Genomic DNA, 1,192 nt, shown 5'->3' on the forward strand with positions numbered 1-1,192 from the left:
CATTGGTTGGAAAACTATCTAACACAACGTAATGTGATGGAATCATATAATCTGGAATCTTTGTAGATAATGACATTTTAACTTTAGCTTCATCTACTTTTTCTCTTCCACTTAAATAAGCTACTAATTGCTTATTTCCTTCTTCTCCAACTCCCATTACTAGAGCTTGACTTACATCTGGTAATAACTCTAACTCTGCTTCTATTTCTCCTAACTCTATTCGATAACCCCTAATCTTAACTTGATTGTCATTTCGTCCCAAGTATTCTAAATTCCCATTATTCATCCATCTTACTAAATCTCCTGTCTTATAAAGACGTCCAGATCCAAATGGGTTATCTATAAAACGCTCTCTGGTCAGTTCTTCATTATTTATATAACCATTTGTTATTCCAACACCTCCTATATAAAGCTCTCCGACTGCTCCTTCTGGCAATAAATTCTTTGCTTCATCTAAAATATAAACCTGGGTATTCCCTATAGGAACTCCTATAGGTATTTTTCCTCCCAAAATATCTGACTCTTCTAATTTCTTAAAAACTGAAATTACAGTTGTCTCTGTGGGACCATATTCATTATAAACATCATATCGTTGAATTAGTTTTTCTGCCAATGATAACTTACAAGCCTCTCCTCCTGTTATGATTCGTCTTAAACTCAAATCTGATTCCAACTCGATAGCTTCTAAAAAAGAAGGAGTACAGTCTAAGTGTGTTACTTGGTGCTTCCTCATACATCTATTAAACATCTCTGTGTCTAAAATATCATCCTCTTTAATAATAACTAAGGAGGCTCCACTTGATAATGCCAACCATATTTGCTCTACTGATGCATCAAAATAATAAGGTGAAAATAATAAGATGTTCTCATCTGTATCAATACTTAGAGTAGATACTTCATGCTGAACCATATTAGATAACCCCTTATGATTTACCATAACTCCTTTAGGACGACCTGTAGATCCTGATGTGTAAATTATATATGCTAAATCCTCTGCTAAAACCTTTGGTAAATCTTTTTCCTCACACTCTATAGACTGCCTTAGTAAACTTGTTGTTAGACATGTATAATCTTCTTTATAATTGGATAATGTATCCTCTACATTCCCTATAATAAATGATACTCCACATTCATTCAACATGTCTAATGTTCGAGATTGGGGTTGAGAGGTATTAATAGGTAAATAAGCACA

General features: G+C 33.6%; 1 protein-coding gene. It reads right to left on the reverse strand.

Translation table 11 applies throughout. From position 1 onward, the window contains the following. A partial coding sequence (locus tag F7018_RS13235) for an amino acid adenylation domain-containing protein (RefSeq protein ID WP_246175183.1) occupies positions 1 to 1,141 on the reverse strand: 1,141 nt, incomplete at its 3' end. Between the last annotated feature and the right edge of the window lie 51 nt (positions 1,142 to 1,192).

This window comes from Tenacibaculum aiptasiae, assembly GCF_008806755.1.
GTDB lineage: Bacteria > Bacteroidota > Bacteroidia > Flavobacteriales > Flavobacteriaceae > Polaribacter > Polaribacter aiptasiae.